Annotated in this window: 18 protein-coding genes; 12 read left to right on the plus strand and 6 right to left on the minus strand. The window is 38.4% G+C overall.

The genetic code is table 11. The features are described from left to right. Positions 1-437 precede the first annotated feature (437 nt). Positions 438-1,112, plus strand: a complete 675-nt coding sequence (locus tag ACM5BR_RS11950) for a hypothetical protein (RefSeq protein WP_416828152.1) — start codon at positions 438-440, stop codon at positions 1,110-1,112. Positions 1,113-1,139: 27 nt separating this feature from the next. Here the strand turns inward: ACM5BR_RS11950 and ACM5BR_RS11955 are convergent, their stop codons facing one another. Genes ACM5BR_RS11955 through ACM5BR_RS11965 form a run of 3 tightly spaced genes read right to left on the minus strand, consistent with a single transcriptional unit; the run spans position 1,140 to position 2,827 of the window. Beyond that, positions 1,140-1,643 carry a hypothetical protein gene (locus tag ACM5BR_RS11955; RefSeq protein ID WP_416828153.1) on the minus strand — a complete coding sequence of 168 codons (504 nt, stop codon included), beginning with the start codon at positions 1,641-1,643 and terminating at the stop codon, positions 1,140-1,142. Further along, entirely contained in the window at positions 1,606-1,899 is a 294-nt protein-coding gene (locus ACM5BR_RS11960; protein WP_416828154.1) for a hypothetical protein, read from the minus strand. The genes ACM5BR_RS11955 and ACM5BR_RS11960 overlap by 38 nt, the downstream gene beginning before the upstream one ends. Further along, positions 1,883-2,827 (minus strand): FAD:protein FMN transferase, encoded by a 945-nt coding sequence (locus ACM5BR_RS11965; protein ID WP_416828155.1) that lies wholly within the window; start codon positions 2,825-2,827, stop codon positions 1,883-1,885. The genes ACM5BR_RS11960 and ACM5BR_RS11965 overlap by 17 nt, the downstream gene beginning before the upstream one ends. Before the next feature lie 447 nt (positions 2,828-3,274). Between ACM5BR_RS11965 and ACM5BR_RS11970 the strand changes: the two genes are divergently transcribed. Next, positions 3,275-4,015 (plus strand): hypothetical protein, encoded by a 741-nt coding sequence (locus tag ACM5BR_RS11970; RefSeq protein ID WP_416828157.1) that lies wholly within the window; start codon positions 3,275-3,277, stop codon positions 4,013-4,015. A 517-nt stretch (positions 4,016-4,532) separates the two neighbouring features. Here the strand turns inward: ACM5BR_RS11970 and ACM5BR_RS11975 are convergent. After that, complete coding sequence (locus ACM5BR_RS11975) at positions 4,533-5,723, minus strand: MFS transporter (protein ID WP_416828158.1); 1,191 nt, start codon at positions 5,721-5,723, stop codon at positions 4,533-4,535. Between the two features lie 346 nt (positions 5,724-6,069). Here ACM5BR_RS11975 and yjeM point away from each other — a divergent pair, with 346 nt between their 5' ends. Then, positions 6,070-7,593: a glutamate/gamma-aminobutyrate family transporter YjeM gene (gene yjeM / locus ACM5BR_RS11980; protein WP_416828159.1), complete on the plus strand. Its 1,524-nt coding sequence runs from the start codon at positions 6,070-6,072 to the stop codon at positions 7,591-7,593. A 482-nt stretch (positions 7,594-8,075) separates the two neighbouring features. Then, positions 8,076-9,704: a ribosomal protection-like ABC-F family protein gene (gene abc-f, locus ACM5BR_RS11985; RefSeq protein ID WP_416828591.1), complete on the plus strand. Its 1,629-nt coding sequence runs from the start codon at positions 8,076-8,078 to the stop codon at positions 9,702-9,704. Positions 9,705-9,734: 30 nt separating this feature from the next. On the opposite strand, the gene ACM5BR_RS11990 is transcribed toward abc-f, so the two are convergent. Continuing rightward, positions 9,735-10,493 carry a tRNA lysidine(34) synthetase gene (locus ACM5BR_RS11990; RefSeq protein ID WP_416828160.1) on the minus strand — a complete coding sequence of 253 codons (759 nt, stop codon included), beginning with the start codon at positions 10,491-10,493 and terminating at the stop codon, positions 9,735-9,737. Between the two features lie 361 nt (positions 10,494-10,854). Between ACM5BR_RS11990 and ACM5BR_RS11995 the strand changes: the two genes are divergently transcribed. From ACM5BR_RS11995 to ACM5BR_RS12030, 8 genes are all read left to right on the plus strand, one after another. Continuing rightward, the gene (locus ACM5BR_RS11995) at positions 10,855-11,055 is read left to right on the plus strand and encodes a cold-shock protein (protein ID WP_028401851.1); all 201 of its coding nucleotides are present in this window, start codon (positions 10,855-10,857) and stop codon (positions 11,053-11,055) included. Between the two features lie 269 nt (positions 11,056-11,324). Continuing rightward, positions 11,325-11,825 (plus strand): hypothetical protein, encoded by a 501-nt coding sequence (locus ACM5BR_RS12000; RefSeq protein ID WP_416828161.1) that lies wholly within the window; start codon positions 11,325-11,327, stop codon positions 11,823-11,825. A 147-nt stretch (positions 11,826-11,972) separates the two neighbouring features. Beyond that, the gene (locus ACM5BR_RS12005) at positions 11,973-12,608 is read left to right on the plus strand and encodes a hypothetical protein (RefSeq protein ID WP_416828162.1); all 636 of its coding nucleotides are present in this window, start codon (positions 11,973-11,975) and stop codon (positions 12,606-12,608) included. 231 nt (positions 12,609-12,839) lie between these two features. Next, entirely contained in the window at positions 12,840-13,127 is a 288-nt protein-coding gene (locus tag ACM5BR_RS12010) for a hypothetical protein (RefSeq protein WP_416828164.1), read from the plus strand. Positions 13,128-13,533: 406 nt separating this feature from the next. Beyond that, the gene (spoIIID, locus tag ACM5BR_RS12015; RefSeq protein ID WP_416828166.1) at positions 13,534-13,806 is read left to right on the plus strand and encodes a sporulation transcriptional regulator SpoIIID; all 273 of its coding nucleotides are present in this window, start codon (positions 13,534-13,536) and stop codon (positions 13,804-13,806) included. A 163-nt stretch (positions 13,807-13,969) separates the two neighbouring features. Then, positions 13,970-14,971, plus strand: coding sequence for a rod shape-determining protein (mreB, locus tag ACM5BR_RS12020; protein ID WP_416828167.1), 1,002 nt, complete (start codon positions 13,970-13,972; stop codon positions 14,969-14,971). Positions 14,972-15,721: 750 nt separating this feature from the next. Beyond that, positions 15,722-16,144, plus strand: a complete 423-nt coding sequence (gene fabZ, locus ACM5BR_RS12025) for a 3-hydroxyacyl-ACP dehydratase FabZ (RefSeq protein WP_416828169.1) — start codon at positions 15,722-15,724, stop codon at positions 16,142-16,144. Between the two features lie 127 nt (positions 16,145-16,271). Then, positions 16,272-16,715: a GNAT family N-acetyltransferase gene (locus ACM5BR_RS12030; RefSeq protein ID WP_416828170.1), complete on the plus strand. Its 444-nt coding sequence runs from the start codon at positions 16,272-16,274 to the stop codon at positions 16,713-16,715. Positions 16,716-16,773: 58 nt separating this feature from the next. Here the strand turns inward: ACM5BR_RS12030 and ACM5BR_RS12035 are convergent, their stop codons facing one another. Continuing rightward, positions 16,774-17,214 (minus strand): putative iron-sulfur cluster-binding metallochaperone, encoded by a 441-nt coding sequence (locus ACM5BR_RS12035; protein ID WP_416828171.1) that lies wholly within the window; start codon positions 17,212-17,214, stop codon positions 16,774-16,776. Between the last annotated feature and the right edge of the window lie 5 nt (positions 17,215-17,219).

The following is a 17,219-nucleotide window of genomic DNA, read 5'->3' on the forward strand; positions in this document are numbered from 1 at the left end:
TAATCTAAACGGGGGTGTTAGTAGAAGAACAATTAAACGATTTTATGGCTCAGGCCATATCTTAGTTATTCCATTAAAGGCCGCTATTATTGAAAAAGAAGTGAGAGGTTGCTACATATTAGTCATGTATAATATGTATCAATCTCTATTTTATACGACTTTGTATGAATTAGGTCTTGATAATAAAACTAAGATTGATAATTTGTAATAAAGTTTGAGAAAAATCCTGTATTAAGTGAAACAGGATTTTTCTTTTTATATTCTGTCGATGTTGTAAAACTCCAGTATGTTACTCTATTACTCATTTTTTGAACATCAGAAATTTGGATTTTCTCTAAGTCCAGCTTTTATTACATCCCTACTGATTCCTTTTAAAGTATTTTTAAAACAACACTGATACAATGAAGCGAAATCCGGTAATAGGGAGTGATAAATGAGTGAATCAGGAAAAAAATGCTTCAGTTAAATTTTTGCTTTTTGTCGTGGCTTCCATCATTGCATTCACACTTGTAGGTTTGCTGATTGTTGGGCATAATCCGATTGTTCAAAACCAAAGATATTGGATCATCAGCCGGTCGTCCGCCATTGTTTCCTACATCGTCTTGACTTTCGTGATCATACTGGGGAACCTGCTCAGTAACCCAAGGAATAAGGATAGATGGAAACTGTCGAAATATCTATTGCCATGGCACCAGGCATTGATAGCGGCAACTTATACGTTAGTTGCCATGCACCTCATCTTTACGGTGATCGACCCCAAATCCGGGGTAACTTTCAAACAAATGTGGTTCCCAATCCATGCCGCGGTACATCCCTATCCATATTTGGCAGGGGCGTTCGGACTTTATTTCCTTATCCTGATCGGGTTCACCGCATCTATCAGGAAGCACTTTAAACAATGGATTGATATTCATCGGATTTCTATCGTCATTTGGTTTTTGGTCACTTTTCATGGATTCTTTGGTGGATCCGACACACTGACGTTCACGCTAATGTATGGGTTGTCGACGTTACTTACTTTTGGTACGTTCTTTTACCGTCATTGGGCAATAAAGAATCAGCCAAAAAAGAGAATGACGGATCCGTTAAAACAAAAAAATACCGCTGTTTAAGGTTAAACAGCGGTATTTTTTTTGTTTTCAAGATGCCTTTGTCACCGATTGTACGGGAGGCGGTGGTGGCGTCGGCTTTGGAGTTACAGCGGGAGCGGGAGTTGAAGACTTACCTATTGTTGGTCCCTGAGTTGTTGCAGAACTTGAACTACTACTTGAACTACTGCTTGTATTCGCTGAACTTGTCGAAGACGAACGAACCGACATCGCAGCAATCTGGTTTTTTATTTGAGCGATTTCTGAATTAAGCGCATTTATTTGTTGGCTTTTCTGATTCGTATCATTTACCGTTTGCGTGTAAGTGAGCTGTAATTGATATAATTTTTGATTATCGTCATTTAATTTTTGGGTTAAATTGTTTCGCTCTTGAATTTTTTGCAAATATGCATTTTTTTGAATATCGGCAGCGCTTACCTGGTTTTGGATATTATAAAGGACGCCTGCGTATAAACCACCAGCACATAGAATTCCAATGGCAGATTTTTTCCATACCTTATTTATTATTTCCACCTTCTTTTTGTAATAATGCATTTTTTTGAGCAACTAGGTTGGAGTATTGATTATCGATTGCATTCTTCGCTTTTGTTGCTTCATCCAAATTGCTTTGTAGCTTTTGAATTTGTCCTGCTACAGAATCAGCTTGTTTTTGTATTTGATCATTAGAAATAGTTGGATAAGTGGTTGGCTGATTGTTTTTCAAATAGGAAGGGACTGTTACGTAAGTGCTGACAAAGAAAACAAACGTAAACAATAGTAAAATGATACGTTTTTTAGTCATAAACGGCATGAAAAACATTCTCCTTTTCATGAAAATCGGAAAAAGTCCAAATAATATTTGAAGCGATTTCGTTCGAACAGACAATCTCTTTTTGGGCATTGATCGAAATGTGAGGCAAGTATGGCAAGTGTATGTTTTTCTGCTCATCTTGTATGAACAAGGATTTTGTATAAACTTCCGCGTCCACGCAGCTTTCCGCAAATGACGTCACACTCACAATGTTCCCTTGATACGGCAGTTTCGTCCACGGATTGATCAAATGATGGAAGGTTCGGTTTTCGCTTTCCCATCTTCTTTTCCATGTGGAACTTGTGCAAATGGCGGTTTTTTCACCGGATATGCTCAAAACCATCGCCAAATCATTCGAAGCATGAATAGGATCTTCCACTCCAACATTCCAAGCGCTGTCATCTGCTTGCGTTCCGCAAACGATCATATCACCGCCGGCATTTATGATATACCCCGTCAATTCATCTTTGTATTCCAGTTCGATCAAGGTGGATAAGTAATCCGCCGTATAGCCTTTCCCGATGCCGCCAAGGTCGACCGGAGCGGAGAATTTCACTTTTCCATCAGCCGTCCAGTCGAATAGCGCATCCTCGCTCGAAGACGAAGGTGCAACTTCTGCACCCGAGTAACCTAATCGATCCAAATATGCGAGAACCCTTGGATCGAAAGCGCCATTCGTCTCCGCCCATTTCTTTTCCGTTTTCCTTAAAACGTCATACATCGTTTCGGAAACGTGATTCCAATGGTTCGGATTGCGGTTCAAGGATGTCAGCTCGCTTGTTTCCCGGAAACGGGACATGATTTGCTCGAGACGCTCCGTCTCCGAAATGACCTTAGTGAAAAAATCGGTTGAAATTTCATGTTTGGAATCCAACCTGAGTTCAAATGTTGTATTCATGGCGAGATAGGTAAGTGTCTTCGTTGTCATCGTTTCCCCTTTTCCTCTTTTCTCCGGTCTTTTTTGTATATTGATGATAGGATGCCGATTTCCTCATTTATCCCGCTTTAACGGGCAGTAAGCCCCCCACTTCAAGGCTTAGAGAGATCGGAGAAGGCTAAGTGGGGGACAACTGCCCGTAAAAGTCCGATTCGGCGGGCTAACCCTCGGTGGGGGATGAAAGAAAACCCCCACCGAGGGAAGTTTCACTTTATTCTAACAATGGTATTTTAATAAAGTCTTAATTGAATGTTACATATTCTTTACATGACCTTTCTCTTCAAAATCCAGTAGGTTACTCCGCAAAAGGGTCATATCATTCAACATCTTAAAAGGGAATCGGATATGTATGTTGAATTTGAGAGAAGTGTACGAACAAGTAGAATAGTTTAAGATACAATTTGAATTTCTATTAAATATAGGAAGGAGGAATTAAGGATGAAAAAGCTCATTTGGCTTATTAGTTTTTCGCTTATATTTTTAATGCTTTCTACTATTCCATTATTTAATATTATTCGTGAGTATTGGATTGAACATAAAATAAACGAACGTTATGAAGTACATCACGCTTATCAAGGTACTCAAGGATTTGAAAATATTGTAGACGTTCCAGAACTGACAATAAATGATAGGAATATTAAAATAATTGAAGAAAAGACGAGTAAGGAAGCACCATTAACTTCTTGGGATCAAGACGAGAATGTTCCTCCTGAAGGCATAGTGAAAATACATTTTCTGTTGAATGATGAAGAAATCTCTAAGCCCGATGAAATATGGCTTTCTAACCGTAATAGAGGGAGTAGATATTTTTCGTGGTTAGATATAGTCATGGTCACCGACCGATTGACTGGTGAAAAACAAATAAACATAGTTCAAAGATTGACTGATGATAATTATCCAATGGAAGATAGGAAATGGAAAATAATCACTATTCCTCAAGACAATGATGTTAGGGAAAAGGTTTTAAAATACTCTGAGAGAAGCGATAACAAATTAGGAGTTAAGCTAATAAATTTTTCTGATACTTCACTTATGTCTATGGGATATTACTCAGATATTACAAAAGGCTATCCAAGTCTCTTTTTCCCTCTCCTATATCCTATTTTAACAGGTATGGTAGGGGTTGTTCTGTTAATTATTTCCTTATTGTTGTTTTATATAAGAAGGGTCTCTTATTAACTGAAAGGAAGCTGAATGGAGAGGTCCTTTTCATGTTTCTTCATCATTTCTAATCTTCCGCAAAAATGGATAAACTTATATTACGATTAATGAATTTATACAATCCATTTATCGATATTCCTATAGCAGATGAGGCGATTAGAGAGTTTAATTCATTGATTAACAGTTTTGGTCGGGAATTGAATGTTAAAGTAGCTGATATCTATAGTGTATTTAAGGGGAATGAAAAAGTTTTATTATCATCAGGAGGAGTTCATCCTAATAGTAGAGGATACTATCAAATAGCATTAGCTTTTAGTAGTCTCGGATATTCCTTGTTATAGGGTTAAAGGCTGTAAGTATAATCTGATTCTTTTTATCCCGCTTTAACGGGCAGTAAGACCCCCACTGTATAATTTTCCTATGTTGAAATATCTAATTCTATATTCTATTCGTTAAAGTTTCATACAATCGAAAGCCTTCGGAATTAATTTCGAAGGCTTTTGATTGTGGACAAAAGGCATTCTTAGCTTCTCTCTTATGCTAGTTTCTTTTGTTTTTGGTCTAAAAGATGATTAAAGAAAGTTAGCAGACTTGCACAGACCGCAACAATCCCACCGACCCAGGTTACATTCATTAAATTCCCTTGATGGTATACAATTCCGCCTAATGCAGAACCAAATGCGATCCCTACGTTGCTTGCCACCGGCATAAGTGAAGCAGCGAGCCCTGTTGCTTTTGGCTGATAAATTCCGGCAAGGTCTATTAAATAAAGTTGGGTAGATGTAGTTAAGAGGATACCCATTAACGACATCAAGCCAATGTTTACAAGTCCTAAACTAAAATGATTTATAGTCCAAAATAAACTTGTCAGAACAACTGCCTGCACGAGAAAAACAAACCGAAGGCGACCGATTGCATTGTGGCTGGCAATTTTTCCGGCGAGGATGTTGCTGAAAATCGAGATAAATCCGTAACCAAATAAGATTAAACTAATTGAATGATTTGGTGCTCCCATTCCCTTCAAGATTGGAACAAGGTACGTAAAGACGACATAAGTTGCGCCAAATCCGAGAGCCGGAATGAAAAAGGCCATCAAAATTCGTGGATTGGTCAATAAAGAAAACTGATCCCGTATCGAACTGCGTATTTGGCTGAGTTTATCAGGCAACACGAAAAAGGATGCCAAAAACGTCAATCCTCCTAGGCAAGTAGTTAACATGAAAGTGGCATTCCAGCCGTACCATTCGGCGATGACAGTACCAATTGGCACTCCGACTACATTTGCAAGTGTGAAACCACCGAAAACGAATGATATAGCAAGTCCACGTTTATTAATCGGCATAGTTTCACTTGCAACAATCATGGCTAGAGAGATTAATACTCCTGTTACAATCGCCGTCATAATCCGAAGGACAAGGAGCATGATGTAACTCGTCGAAATTACGCACAAAGCATTCAGGACGATGAAAGATCCTATCAAAAACATCATCCATTTACGCTTTGGAAAATGACTTGTTACTGACATCACGAGTGGTGTGGCGATGGCAAACGTAATCGCAAACGCAGAAACGAGTGTGCCTGCTTTTGCATTTGTCATATGAAGGCTTGAGGAAATATCGGTTAAGATTCCGACAATAACAAATTCGCTTGTTCCGAGAACAAATGTTAATAAAGTAAGAGTTAAGATGAGCAACCAATGTCGCTTGGATAATTTTGCAGGGTGCATAAATACCTCTTTTCTTAGATGAATGTAAATGTGTCACATAGTAAATACACAACCTAAACATCATACCATAAAAATATTTTTGCGAGGAAAACCCTATCTTATCACTATGTAAAGGAATTCAGGGGGTTAATAGTATTAGAATGTGTTCATATGATTGGAACAGTGGATTATAGTAGCTATAGTGCAATTTGGATATAATAAAACAACAAGGAAAGAAAGCGATTTTATCGTTTACTTACGTTGGCTGGAAATGCTTCTCCGTTTTTAAATGTAGGATTAAGTATGATTATACGAAGTAAACATTCCGTGTTGAAGTTATATGATAACTATAATTAGGGGGAAATGTGTGTCAAACACAAACATAACCAAAAAGTTGACTTTAGTATCCCTAGTGTTAATGATTTTTACTTCTGTTTATGGATTCAACAACATTCCAAGATCATTTTATAAGATGGGTTATGCCGCTATTCCTTGGTATATATTTTCAGCCATAACCTTCTTTGTTCCTTTTGCATTAATGGTAGCTGAATTTGGTTCCGCCTTTAAAGAGGAAAAGGGTGGTATCTACTCATGGATGGAAAAATCTATCGGTCCAAAATTTGCATTTATAGGAACGTTCATGTGGTATTTTTCTTATATAACTTGGATGGTTAATGTCGCATCCGGTATGTGGATTCCGGTGTCAGATGCTATCTTTGGACAAGATACAACACAAAGCTGGACTTTATTTAATCTTCGAGGACCTCAGGTTCTGGGGGTTTTAGGAATTGTATGGATTCTTATAGTAACCTATACATCAACTAAGGGTCTGGATAAAATTAAAAAAGTAACCTCTTTAGGTGGTACTGCAGTCTTGTTATTGAATGTATTTCTTTGGGTTGGTGCAATAGTAGTACTTATAGGTAATCATGGACATTTGGCGCAGCCGATTACAGGGTTACATTCATTTACTCAAACACCAAATCCTAAATATGCAGGAGATATTATTGCTTCGTTAGCATTTGTAGTATATGCCCTCTTCGCTTATGGTGGACTTGAAGCAGTAGGCGGTTTAGTGGATGTAACAGAAAATCCAGAAAAAACGTTTCCGAAAGGAATTCTTTTATCTGCAGCCATAATCTCTGTAGGGTATTCATTAGGAATACTATTAATTGGAATATTCACGAACTGGGCATCTGTAATGGGTATTGCGAATGTTAACCTTGGAAACGCAAGTTATATAGTTATGGCCAATTTAGGCTATTCATTAGGTACCGCTTTTGGAGCAAGCCATGCTACAGCTACGGCTTTGGGATTTGGGGTTGCAAGATACATTGGACTTTCAATGTTCCTGGCACTGTCCGGTGCGTTCTTTACCTTGATGTTTTCACCGTTAAAGCAGATGATTGAAGGAACACCTAAGAGATTGTGGCCCGGAAAAATCGGTGAAACAAAGAATGGGCTGCCTGTTAATGCTATGTGGCTTCAGGCTGCTATTGTTTGTGTAATGATCGCACTAATCGCTTTCGGTGGAAGCACAATGGCTGCATTCTTTAACATACTCGTTTCGATGACTAACGTGGCTATGACAATACCGTATGTATTTATCGCACTTGCATTCCCATATTTTAAGAAAAAAGTGGAAATCAATAAGCCGTTTATCGTATATAAAACGCAATTGAGCGTAAATCTTTGGACATGGATTATTGTTCTAACAGTTGGACTTGCAAATTTCTTTAGTATCGTACAGCCAGCTTTAGAAGGGGATATGCAAACAACCATTTGGAGTGTGGCTGGACCCGTTATTTTCTCAGTTGTTGCATGGTTAATGTATAGAAAATATGAAAAAATACATGATATAGAAAAGCAGAAACGAAAGAAAATAAGTTAGACTTAAAATTAAAGAGTGAAGTGGAGCACAATATGGCTTCACTTTTTTTCTTGTCTAAAGCACCTCATTTAGATTTGTTACGGTCAACCGTATCATATATGGGTAAAGTTATTCAACAATCGGGCTTGATTGTGGAGTGACGTTTTCGATAAGATTGGATATTTTATGTTGAAAAGGCAAAGTAATCTTGTATTCTTGACTTTAGAAGTGTTAAAATTGCGTTAACTATTAATCGAAAGGGATGATGGGTGGACAATGGATAACTAACCTAATTTTTAACATTTGAAATCGTATATTTCAGATAATAAAACTTAGGATTAGTCTGCCCATTCTGCCCATTTTTCTATATACTAATTAGCTGTGATGCTAACTAGCTTATTTGAGTACGGCAAAAGTGCGATTTGACTAATCCTTCCAAAATTGTTTGGGAGGATTTTTTATTCTCCCTGAAAAAGAAGGGATGATTCTATTTGTTAGAACTCATGCAGTTACAAAATATAAAGGTTGAAATTCAAAATCATATTGTTTTTGAAAATATAAATACGAATGTACAACAAGGGGATATTATCGGGATCATAGGTAAAAACGGTGCTGGAAAATCAACGTTGTTGCAATTACTGAACGGTGACTTTCCACCAACAGAAGGACAAATTAAACACCTGCAGAATGATCTTATCATCACGATGGTTGAACAAGAAACCGAGTCTTATTCCTTTGGTGAGGTGACTTCTCAAGAAGAAGCGTTATTAAAGAAGTGGAATGTTCCAATCCGTGAATTTTCGAATTTAAGTGGAGGAGAACGATTAAAAGCACGCCTTGCCAAAGGACTAGCCAAAGATACGGACATATTATTGTTGGATGAACCAACAAATCATCTCGATGAACAGGGTACGGACTTCCTGATTAGCCAAATTAAAAGTTATAAAGGTACCATTATTCTCGTATCACATGATCGTTATTTCTTAGATAAAGTTGTCACGAAAATATGGTCAATTGAAGACCAAAAGCTCATTAGTCATAGTGGTAACTACACGAGTTATATGAAATTTCGTGAAAGGGAAAGACTTACACAAGAGCGTGAATATGAGAAACAACAAAAGATGAAAGAGCGTATTGAAGGTCAAATGAATCAACTAACATCATGGTCAACATCAGCTCACGCACAATCAACAAAACAGGAATTCCCTAAAGAATACTATCGTGTTAAAGCGAAACGAATGGATTCACAAGTAAAATCAAAACAAAAGCGTCTTGAAAAAGAACTAGAAAAAATTAAAGTTGATGCGCCTAAGGCTGAATACCAAGTGAATTTCACATTAAAATCGAATCATAAAGTAGGCAAGCGATTCTTAGAAGTTAAAAATTTAGAAAAGTCTTTTGATGGACAAAAACTTTTTAAAGGTGCTAATTTTACCATTCAGCACGGAGAAAAGGTTTCGGTTACAGGTCCAAATGGGAGTGGAAAAACGACCCTTTTGAATATGATAGCCGGAAAAGAAACAGTTACCAAAGGCGATATCTGGGTTTCTCCATCAGCAAATATTGGCTATTTAACTCAAGAAGTATTTGACTTGCCCCTTTATCAAACTCCTGAAAAGTTATTTGATAAAGAGTCATTTGCAGAGAGAGGGCACGTACGAAATTTAATGAAACATTTAGGATTCCTGGATTCTCAGTGGACAGAGCCTATTGGTAATATGAGCATGGGTGAGCGTGTGAAGTGTAAGTTAATGAAATATATTCTAGAAGAAAAAGATGTACTCATCCTAGATGAACCTACGAACCATCTTGACTTGCCATCCCGTGAACAACTTGAAGAAACATTAGAGCAATATAATGGAACTTTATTGGTCGTATCACACGATCGCTATTTTCTTGAAAAAACAACAAACATGAAGCTCATTTTTTCAAATCATACCGTATTTAAGGAATTTAATGAGAAGGAATCATCACCAAAAAGAGATGATAATGATGAATTGCGTTTAACGCTTGAAACAGAACGACAAGAAGTCTTAGGGAGGCTTAGCTTTATGACTCCAAATAATAAAGAATATGAGGAACTCGATCTTAGATTTAAAGAGCTCACGAAATTAATAAAGGGGCTTCAATGATTGGTTGGTAAATTGCAGCAAAAGACGAGACTAGAATCTCGTCTTTTGATTATTCTTCCAAAAATCCTCTTCTTGAACATTCATAGCCCCATTCATAAATTTTTGACGCAAATCAGGGTACTTCGTACTTAATTCCTTAACAAGGTCTTTCATTTCTTCGCGTTTTGTATGTTTATCAGCCGGACAAGGGTTATGTATAATGGGGATGTCTTTTGCTTTAACAAAATTTATGATTGTCTTTTCTTCGATAGCAAGCATTGGACGGATTAAGGTAATGTTAGAGCGATCCAAATAGGTTATGGGCTTAAAAACACCTAATTTTCCTCCATAAAAAAGGTTCATAAAAAATGTCTCAATACCATCATCTAAATGGTGACCATAAGCTAATTTATTACAATTTAATGAGGCTGCATATTCAAAAAGGGTCCCTCTCCTTAAGTTAGCACATAAGGAACAAGGGTTTTTTTCTTTCTTATAATCAAAAACAATTTGACTAATGTTCGTTTCTTTTATGTAGAGCTCATGTCCAAGTTCTTTAACAAACTTTTTTAAGGGCAATATGTCTAAATCCTCAAACCCTAGTGAAAGTGAAATCGGAATGAGATCAAAATGAAATGGAAGGTGCTCTTTTAGAATGGTTAATATATACAATAAAGTTGAACTATCTTTTCCACCAGATAAGCCTATAGCTACTCTATCACCCTCTTCTATCATGTTGTATTGTAAAATTGTTTTCTTAATGGGAGTTAATAGTCGTTTTCTTTCAGAATTGGATAATGTTAAAATCATATCTTCTACTCCTTGAAAATTTTAGATGCCTACGTAACTGTTTGGTAGCATTATAATTGATGTCCGGGGAAAATAGAAGTAAGTAATTTCAGGGATGATGGCATAGTTTGGTTATTGCATGATAGGGCGCTCTACTTGGATAAGAACAACAAAAGAATGTAAAACCAGATACGTAAATTCACGAGTTGTAAAAATGGTCGCTTGTATGTTTCTTGCAAATACTTGTGAAAAATGTTAATCTACATAAGAATTATTTTTGTTCGGTGTAAAGGATAGTATTAGTAAAACTTTTCGCCTTGATGATCACTGAGAGCAAGGATAGTAACACAATGTGTGTTTTTCACACTAGGAGGCAACAAAAATGGAAAATGGTAAAGTAAAATGGTTTAACAGCGAAAAAGGCTTCGGATTCATCGAACGTGAAGGCGGAGAAGACGTATTCGTTCATTTCTCAGCTATTCAAGGCGAAGGTTTCAAATCTTTAGAAGAAGGTCAAGCTGTGACTTTCGATGTTGAGCAAGGTCAACGTGGAGCTCAAGCAGCTAACGTGCGTAAAGCTTAATAATAAAACCAAACTCAGGGCAGGCTCTTTATAGAGTCTGTTTTTTTATTTATCTTATAAGCAAGGAACCCCACTCACGAAACATATAAACAGTAAATCAAATGGTAAACAAAGTGTAGCGCGATTGCCTTAGTAACACCATTACGAAATGATCAAGCTTTATTTCAAAGCAACAACAGACACTTCTTCTTGATTGAGGTGTCTTTTTTGTTTTGGAAATAAAGGGAATTTCCCTCTATAATAGATGTAAAACAAAGGGAGGGACGGATATGCCATTGTATGAACCAGAGGAAGTTCTTTTTCGAGGAAAAGATTTAGAAGTAATGTGGACTTATTTCCAATATAAAGGAAAAATGTACTCAGCAAAATACATATTCGGGCTTGAAAAAAGAGAAATATCAGCCAAACGACCGTGGGAGATCCCGCTTATGATAGGGGGCGCTGCCTGCGTTCTATTTGGTATTCGCTCCTTGTTTGTGCTCCAAGGCATGAACGGGACTTTCTATGTCATGCTGTTTTGGCTTTTTCTATCTGCAATCCTCTTCCTCTGGGCGTACCGGTATTATAAAACAAACATTTCTACTTATAGTCTCATCATCGATATGCTGAAAGATCCTATTATCGTCCACTTCCCAGACGATGAAATGGAGCGTGATGATGCTTTCGAAGCATTACTACAAGCAATGGCAAATACACCAATGATCTCCTTGGACGAAAAAGAAGAACTACTGGAAGAGGAGGAAGAACTTGCGGAAGACGAGGAGGAGTAACGGCGGCGGAAGTGCGGGTTCGGAGGAAGAAAAAGGCGCCGCGGAATGAGCTAACGGTGGGAAACGGAGGTTTAACGGCGGAAATCAGGAGTTAACGGCGAAAACCAGAAGTGTAACGGGAAAAGAGCGTGTTCGGAGGAAGAAAGAGTGTCAGCGGAAAAGGTTAACGGTGGAAAACAGAGGTTTAACGGCGAAAAATCAGGAGTTAACGGCGAAAATCCGAAGCGTAACGGCGAAAGTGCTAGTTCGGAGGAAGAAAGAAGGTTTCCAGAAAAGGTTAACGGCGAAATTCAGAGGTTTAACGGCGAAAATCTGAAGTGTAACGGCAAAAGAGCGTGTTCGGAGGAAGAAAGAGTGTCAGCGGAAAAGGTTAACGGCGAAAAAACAGGAGTTAACGGCGAAAACCAGAAGTGTAACGGGAAAAGAGCGTGTTCGGAGGAAGAAAGAGCGTGTTCGGGAAAGGTTAAGGGCGGAAAACGGAGGTTTAACGGCGAGAATGCAGGAGTTAACGGCGAAAATCCGAAGTGTAACGGCGAAAGTGCTAGTTCGGAGGAAGAAAGAGGGTTTCCAGAAAAGGTTAACGGCGAAAAACAGAGGTTTAACGGCGAAAAAACAGGAGTTAACGGCGAGACTCAAGAGTGTAACGGCAAAAGAGCGTGTTCGGAGGAAGAAAGAGGTTTCCCGGAAAAGGTTAACGGTGAAAATACAGAATTTAACGGCGAAAATCCGAAGTGTAACGGCAAAAGTACCGGTTCGGAGGAAGAAAAAGGAGCTCCAGATTAAGTTATCGACGAAAACGAAAGATTTATCGACGAAAACGAAAGATTTATCGACGAAACTGGAGGATTTATCGACGAAAACGAAGAGTTTATCGACGAAACTAAAGGGTTTATCAACGAAACCCCATTTCCGCGAAAAAAGGAGAGAATCCCCCACCCAGTTTCTCCACCACACCCCCAGTGCTAGATATGAATGTTGATATATCCCAATACACACCTAAAGGAGGTAAGTTAAATGATTAAATGGCTAGCTATTGTGACTGTTGTTCTCTATCTTGCATCCTATTATTATTCAAGACGCTTTTTGCTGCATGAAGGTCGTGATGAAAGAGGGAAATTGATTCTTGATAAATCCCGTTCGAAAGCTTTCCCGTTTATATTAGGAGGTTGGGGTCTGCTGTATTTCTTCAATCAGTATCACCAGCTATCTTATTCACAATTTCAAGATGCTATTGTTCTAGTAGTCATGTTAGTACAATTAATTCAATTTATCTATTTGCTTATCTATCGGCGGCAGTACTAATCGAGATGGTCTATCCAAATAAAAATCAGCATAAAATTCACCTGAACTACCAAACTGCAGAATCCATTTTGATCAGTCAAAATCGATTCTTTTTATTTTCCTGTTAGTCAGGGATTTGCGCGATATGCTTAATCAAACTCCCCCCCAAAAAAAAACCTCAATCCAATCACCCTAAATCCGTCAAATTCTAGACAAATTTGCACACCTATTGGCATATAACTTGAATAGGGTCCATACAATGGTATAAACCCATCAAAGAGAGTGTTTGAGGTGAGAAATCGTGGATCAGTTTATCATAAATCATAAGTCAGCCAAGTCCAACGAGAAGAACTCGAACCTACTTTATAGAGCCAGACTGCGAGTCTCATTTCACGCTTCTCACATCCAATTCGGGGAGGCGAGTGGTGTGCACGATTACATCAAAGAGAGGACAATCAAGATAGGTAAATATATCGTGGAGACAAGAAAAACGGTTCGCGTGATTGCGAAGGAATTTGGTGTGTCGAAGAGTACAGTCCATAAGGATTTGACGGAGCGTCTTCCTGAGATTAATCCGGATTTGGCAAATGAGGTGAAGGAGATTCTTGATTACCATAAGTCGATTCGGCATTTAAGGGGTGGTGAGGCGACGAAGCAGAAGTATAGAAAAGAGGATACGGAGAAGACGGTGAGGCAATAGACATGACATGTTTCAGATGGTTCCAATTAATATTTGTAAAATTTCCATAAGAAAATCCTCCACGTTTAGTTACGTTTCAGAATGAGATATGCTAAAATTGTAAACTAGGTGCATAAGAAATCGTGACTCATTAGAGTGTACTATCAAGGAGGATAAATCTGGAATGTTTTCGAAGGATATTGGTATCGATCTTGGAACAGCGAATGTGTTGATTCATGTTAAGGGTAAAGGAATTGTATTAAATGAACCTTCTGTAGTGGCAATAGATCGTAATACGGGTAGAGTGTTGGCAGTCGGAGAAGAAGCAAGACGTATGGTTGGTCGTACGCCTGGAAATATTGTTGCCATTCGTCCGTTGAAGGATGGAGTCATTGCAGATTTCGAAATTACGGAAGCGATGTTAAAGCATTTTATTAATAAATTGAATGTGAAAGGTTTCATGTCTAAGCCACGCATTTTAATTTGCTGTCCTACGAATATTACGTCTGTTGAACAGAAGGCGATTCGTGAGGCTGCTGAGAAGTCTGGCGGTAAGAAGGTTTATCTTGAGGAAGAGCCTAAGGTAGCTGCTATTGGTGCAGGTATGGATATTTTCCAACCGTACGGAAATATGGTAGTGGATATTGGTGGAGGTACTACGGATATCGCAGTTCTTTCTATGGGCGATATTGTTACCTCCTCTAGTATCAAGATGGCTGGCGACAAGTTTGACATGGAAATTTTGAATTATATTAAACGCAAGTACAAGCTATTAATCGGGGATCGTACGGCTGAAAACGTGAAAATCGAAGTAGGTACTGTATTCCCAGGTTCTCGTAGCGAAACCATTGAAATTCGCGGACGTGATATGGTAACAGGATTGCCTCGTACGATTTCAGTTGGATCAGAGGAAATTCAAGAAGCGCTTAAGGAAAATGCTTCTGTTATTGTACAAGCTGCTAAAGGTGTGTTGGAACGTACTCCACCAGAACTTGCAGCTGATATTATCGACCGCGGTGTCATTTTAACAGGCGGCGGAGCATTGTTACACGGTATCGATATGCTTCTTGCTGAAGAATTGAAGGTTCCAGTTCTTATTGCAGAAGATCCAATGCAATGTGTTGCAATCGGAACAGGCGTAATGCTTGATAATATTGATCGTTTACCAAGACGCGGTTTAGTTTAATATCCTGCTACCTCGTTCTTTATGTCGCACAGTGTATATTTTATACACTGTGTTTTTCTCTTTTTGTCCTGCTTCTGGGCAGATGCAAGCGTGAGTAAGGGATGTATAAAAACCGCCGAAACAATCACATTATCCCGCTTTAACTGGCAGTAAGCCCCCACTTCAAGGCTTAAGAGAAACCGAAGAAGGCTAAGTAGGGGGCAACTGCCAGTAAAAGTCCGATTGGGCGGGCTAACCCAAAAGTAGGGGAATGAAAGAGCCCCCCTACTTTTGGGAAGTTTCACTTTATGTTAACTATAATTAAAAAAAATCTTACAATCGGTATAAAAACGAGAAAAACCGAGCATAAATGAGAAAAACCGACATTATGCAACATCTTTTCATGATTTTTGATGTATTTGGGGTTTTTGTTTTTGGTATATAGCATTTATAATCATAGTGAATACGACACATGAGGCATAATGTTCTAAATTCATTAGTGAATGAAAATTGCATATTGCCTTTCCCCTAACTTGGACATACACTCTGACTTTACCTCCGTGTCAAAAGGTAAAATCAATTGCTTCCTAATATTTGCTTTCGGAAGTTAGAGTGTATGCTTTTTTTATGCCGCAAATTCCGAATACGGTTCACAAATCATGCTTACAATGGGATAATGAATGAGAAACTTGTCCTCATCAGCTTCGAAGGTTCGAAAGCTGGGGGGTTACTTCCTTGCACGACTGAAATATGAATAAAGGAGCGAACTGTATGTTAGATATTCAACAAATTAAAGAAATTATTCCGCATCGTTATCCATTCTTACTTGTTGACCAAATCCTTGAAATCGAAGAAGGGAAACGTGCTGTTGGCTTGAAGAATGTTACGGCAAACGAACCATTCTTCCAAGGTCACTTCCCGGATTATCCTGTTATGCCAGGTGTACTTATTGTCGAAGCACTCGCACAAGTCGGCGCCGCAGCGATGCTTATTAAGGAAGAAAACAAAGGCAAGATCGGCTTCTTCGCAGGAATCGACAACTGCCGCTTCAAACGCCAAGTAATGCCCGGCGATCAGTTGCGTCTAGAAGTGGAAATTGTCCGCTTGAAGGGACCAATCGGCAAAGGAAAAGCGGTTGCTACTGTGAACGGTGAGCTTGCATGCGAAGCGGAGATTACATTTGCAATTAAATAATGATGAATGAAAGGTGCCTAAAATTTTAGGCGCTTTTTTTGTTCTAGTAGGAATCGGCATCAAAAAATTAGGATAATTGAGATAACTTGGAAGATACGATATCATGGTTGTTAAAGGAGGATGAAAAATGGAGGTATATCAAGCGACAATAACAGATTTAGTAGGTGTTTCTGAACTATTTAATTTATATCGTGTTTTTTACAATCAATCTTCTGATCTTGAGGGTGCAGCAACGTTTCTTGCAGAACGTATTAATAATCAAGAATCCGTGATATTTGTAGCTGTACAAGAAGGAAGATATGTAGGCTTTACGCAGCTATATCCCTCCTTTTCATCTGTTTCAATGAGAAGAATGTGGATTTTAAATGATTTATATGTTCTCAAGGAAGCAAGAGGCCAAGGTGTAGCACAAAAGCTTTTAGATGCTGCGAAAAAGTATGCTCTGCAAACTGAAGCAAAGTCATTAGAACTGCAGACTGCTCCAGACAATAAGATTGCCCAAAAATTGTATGAAAAGAACGGATATCAAAAAGATACAACTTTCTTTCATTATTCTTTAAACCTTAATTGATTCGAGACTGCAGAAAAAGTGCCAACGAAAAACAATGTGTTTTTCGTTGGCACTTTTTTCATTCGCTTAGTTCATTGATATATTGCGTAACATTCCCTAAACAACAACTACCTTGAGGATTGTTCACCTCGCACCCACAGCGGTTTTCTTTGATGTTCTCACGAATATGGTCTACGGGAGTGAGTCCTTTTTCAACAGATTGATTTATTTTTTCTTTAGTCCAGTCGAAGCAATAACAAATTGGTGCTGCGTCATCCTTTTGATGTACGGCTACCTTTATGTCAGATACAAGGTATGTTTTATGATTTGTATCAAAATAAACGACATCACAATCCTCGGTTGAACAGAAATAGTGCTGAGCATTCGCGTTTACTGTTTCTAATGCCGCTGGTTTAAGCAATGATTTTACGGTAACCAGCTTTACTTGTTTTGCTTTCTTCTTACAGGATGGACATTCAGCATCCGTTTCCATTTTCGTGTTACAACAACAAGCTCCCATTCTTC

This window comes from Ectobacillus polymachus, assembly GCF_048159605.1.
GTDB classification, from domain to species: domain Bacteria; phylum Bacillota; class Bacilli; order Bacillales; family Bacillaceae_G; genus Ectobacillus; species Ectobacillus polymachus.